This is a genomic window from Candidatus Methylomirabilota bacterium (genome assembly GCA_035260325.1).
Classification (GTDB): domain Bacteria; phylum Methylomirabilota; class Methylomirabilia; order Rokubacteriales; family CSP1-6; genus AR19.
This window is the reverse complement of sequence record DATFVL010000005.1, coordinates 1-3,490: the sequence shown is the minus strand read 5'-3', so window position 1 is coordinate 3,490 and position 3,490 is coordinate 1. Positions and strand designations below refer to the sequence as shown.

Sequence of the window (3,490 nt, the reverse complement as noted above, 5' to 3'; positions counted from 1 at the left end):
AGGGCAAGCTCGCGCTCCCCCGCGCCCGCCGCGCTCACGTAGCCCGCCGCGAGTATTGAGACGTCGCGAGATCGAGGCGCTGCTCGGCGCCGATCCAGACCGCCGCGAACAGGGGCGAGGTCGCGTGCATGGCGCTGCTCGCGACCAGGACGATCGCGTGCTTGCCCACGGTCGAGGCATACGCGCGGAAGCGGTGCATCGATCAAGGCCACAGCTCCTCAGGAAACAAGTTGTGGCTGTCAGTAGGTTGCGCCCGGGCGGTCGGACGTCGTGTTACGGCACTGTGAAATGTTTGAGTCCACCTGGCGCACGGGCGTGGCCGCGCGGGCCCCGATTCGTCGCCACCCGTGAGGTGAGGCTGCTACGCTCAGGGCTTGGTCGTCGACCGGGAGGCGTGGCTATTTAGCTCCGGCGGCCTCCTCGCCGTCCGTCGATTGGAGCGGTCGGTACGAGCGCCCCTCCACGGTCGCCAGGTAGTGCATCAGGTCTCGCTCCAGCTCGACGGCGAGAGGTTGGCGCTCGCGTACCAGGTTCCGCCGTTCGCGAGGGTCATCGACCACGTCGAAGAGCTGGAGGAGGTCGAAGTCGGCGGAGTAGATCAGCTTCCACCGCCAGTCGCGGTAGAGGAAATAGCTGCGCTTGAACGAGGCCCGCCCGACCACGTCGCGGTGGAGGTAACGGCCACGCTCCTGCCCGAGGAGCAGCGGCACGAGGGAGATCCCCATGCGAGGATCGTCGTACGGGGGGTGTACGGAGTAGCCGGCCAGCTCGAGGATCGTCGGGGCCATGTCGGCGGCGGTGACCGGCACATCCTCCACTCGAGCCCGCACGCCGTGAGCGAGCAGAATCAACGGGATCCGCAGGTCTTCCTCGTACAGGGTATGCCCATGGAGGCTCGCGCCGTGCTCCCAGAACTGCTCACCGTGGTCGGCGGTGAAGAGGACCACCGTCCGGTCGTAGAGGCTGTGCTGTCTGAGCCACGCGACGAACCGCGCGAAGGCGCGGTCCAGGTAGGAGAGATTGTTGTCGTAGAGATCGCGCGGGGCGTCGCCGAAGTCCAGCCCGTCGCGCTTCTTCCACAGGTCGTTGTGCATGTCCATGAGATGGAGGAAGGCGAGGAACCGCTCGCCGGCGGGAACGGCGTCGAGCGCGGCTTGGAGCCAGCCGAACGCCTGGTCGGCGGATACGGATCGGTCGCCGCCGCCACCGTCACCCAGCTCGAGGACCGGATAGTTTGGCGGGAAGATGGCCCGCGGGCCATACCCCTTGACCACCATCACGTGCCGTATGCCTTCGGCCTGCGCGAGCTTGAAGTAGAGGTTGTCCTCATGGAGACCGGGCCCGTAGAGGGTGAACCGACTCCGCCCGCCCACCAGGAAGGGGAATGCCGCGAACGTGCCGCCTCCGGGACTGTACGCGCGTCGGAACGACACGGCCTCCTCCAACGCCCAGCGATCCAGGAACGGGGTCAGGTCGCGGTGGTACCCGGCCGAACGGAAGGCGTCCCCGCGCAGGGCGTCCACGACCACGACTAGGAGATTGAAGTCGCGCGGGAGGAGCGAGCGGTGGGTCTTCTCGAGGATCCACGGGGGTAGCCAGGCCGGCGCCGAGCCGTTTGGCGAGGGCGACTGGCCGAGCCGGATCCAGTCGCCGAGCCCGGGGATCCGCGACAGGACACGCAGATACGCCGCATCTACCATGCTGAACTCACTGAACTGCAGGACCGCCGCCTTCGTCTCGGGGTGGCGGTTGAACGCCGCGATGGGGGCGACGGGCAGGAGCAGCGCGGCGGCCAGTACCGTTGCCGGGCCCCGCCATCCCGGCCCCGGGTGGGTCGTCCGGGCCGGCATGAGCTCCTCGTCCACGAGGACGAGTATCCCCGCGGCGGCCGTCGCCGTGGCCTTGAACAGGATCGCCTTCAGGTAGGAAAACACGGTGAACCATGGATCGAACAGACCGCCGTAGAGAACGTAGCCGCCGAGCGCCACCGGCGCGAGCAGACACACACTGAGGAGGCCGCGCCACGCCGCCCGGCCGGCTCTCGGCCGAGTCAGGATCCAGGCGAGCGGGAGGACGAGGATCGCTCCCGCCGACAGGGCGGCCATGCCGATCGGGCTGCGCACGGGGGTGACCGGGGCGCGCTCCATCAGTCGACGCGCGGTCAGGTGGGTCAGGCCGCCCGTACCACCGGCCAGCAGGAGGCCGAGCGGGAGCTTCAGGCCGTTGAGATCGAGCGCGGCAAGCTCCCACCCGATCGCCACCGTGAGCGACGCGATGAAGACGGCGGCAAAGAGCCCGGCGACGCTGACGAATGTCAGCGGCAGGACGACGGCCCGCGGGAACGCGCCGCCGGCCCTCCGCGCCACGGCGCCGGCCGCGGCGAACAGGCCGGCGACACCGACGCCGAGCCAGACGCCGGTCGTCCCCGAGAGCAGCGGCGGCAGGACCACGCTCAGCGCGATGTCCACGGCGGAATCGAGGTCGGTGAAAGCTCGGATCCGGCGCGCGCCCGGATCGAAGAGGGCCGGCGCCGCCGCCAGGACGAACACGAACGACAGGAACGTTGGCAGACGACGCTCCGGCACCAGGAGCCGAGCCGAGACCTCGGCCGCCCCCGGCGCGAGCGCGGCGCCGCCGACGATCTGGAGCAGGAGCGTGGCCTGGAGCCCGACGTGGGCCGCCGGCAGGATCCCGCCCTCGGCACGGAGCGGCGTGAGCGCCAGGACGCCGAGTGCGGCGATCTCGGCGCCCGTCAGCGCCCGCATCCAGACCGGCCACCGCTCGGCAGACCAGAGGCGAGTTATGCAGAGGCCGAGCACCGCGCCGAGCCCGCCCCGGAGCAGGGACGCTGCGTGTGCCCTCACCCACACGAACAGCGGGCTCTCGCCCGCGGAGAGATAGCGGCCGAGCGGGCTCTGAGACGCCGTGTAGGCGCCGACGAGCACAAAGGCCAGGAGGGCTTCAACTACCGGGAACCAGAGGAGAGCGCAGGGACCGACCGTGAACCCGGCCTTGGCGGACCCCTCCGGCAGGCGGTCGGTGTCGCTCGGCGCTGTTGCGCCCGGTACCACTCGTAGATCTCCTTCTCGAATTGCTGGTTGGAAACGTTCCCGCGGACGACGCGCGCCCGCCGGCGGCCGACACCAGCGCAGCTGTTCGATCGATGCTGCCGTTGTCCACAACGATGATCCCGTGAACGAGATCTCGCGGAATTTCCTCGACCACAGCAGCACCGACGGCCGCCTCTGCGCTCAGGGCGGGGATGAAGACGCTGACGCGCATGACGCCTCCGAAAGGAACCCTCGGCCAGACGGGGCTGCGGAGTTGTCACAGGAATGTGAAATCATCGGGCGACGCCCGCGGGTCCGGTCGAGCCAGAGTCCACCGGTGGACGGCGGAGCGAGCGGACTTTATTGACACGAGCGTAACAAATCAGACGCGGAGTCGTCCGACACTACGGAGCTGACGAGTGGCGCTCGTGGCCGTTCTG

General features: G+C 69.4%; 2 protein-coding genes. Both read right to left on the bottom strand.

Going from position 1 to position 3,490, the window contains the following annotated elements; genetic code table 11:
- Positions 1-34: 34 nt before the first annotated feature.
- Entirely contained in the window at positions 35-199 is a 165-nt protein-coding gene (locus VKG64_00210; protein ID HKB23444.1) for a hypothetical protein, read from the bottom strand.
- A 199-nt stretch (positions 200-398) separates the two neighbouring features.
- Positions 399-3,071 carry a sulfatase-like hydrolase/transferase gene (locus VKG64_00205; protein HKB23443.1) on the bottom strand — a complete coding sequence of 891 codons (2,673 nt, stop codon included), beginning with the start codon at positions 3,069-3,071 and terminating at the stop codon, positions 399-401.
- Positions 3,072-3,490: the final 419 nt, after the last annotated feature.

Excerpts from the sequence above, each read along its gene's own strand:
- VKG64_00210 (HKB23444.1), bottom strand. The coding sequence starts at position 199 with ATGCACCGCTTCCGCGCGTATGCCTCGACCGTGGGCAAGCACGCGATC.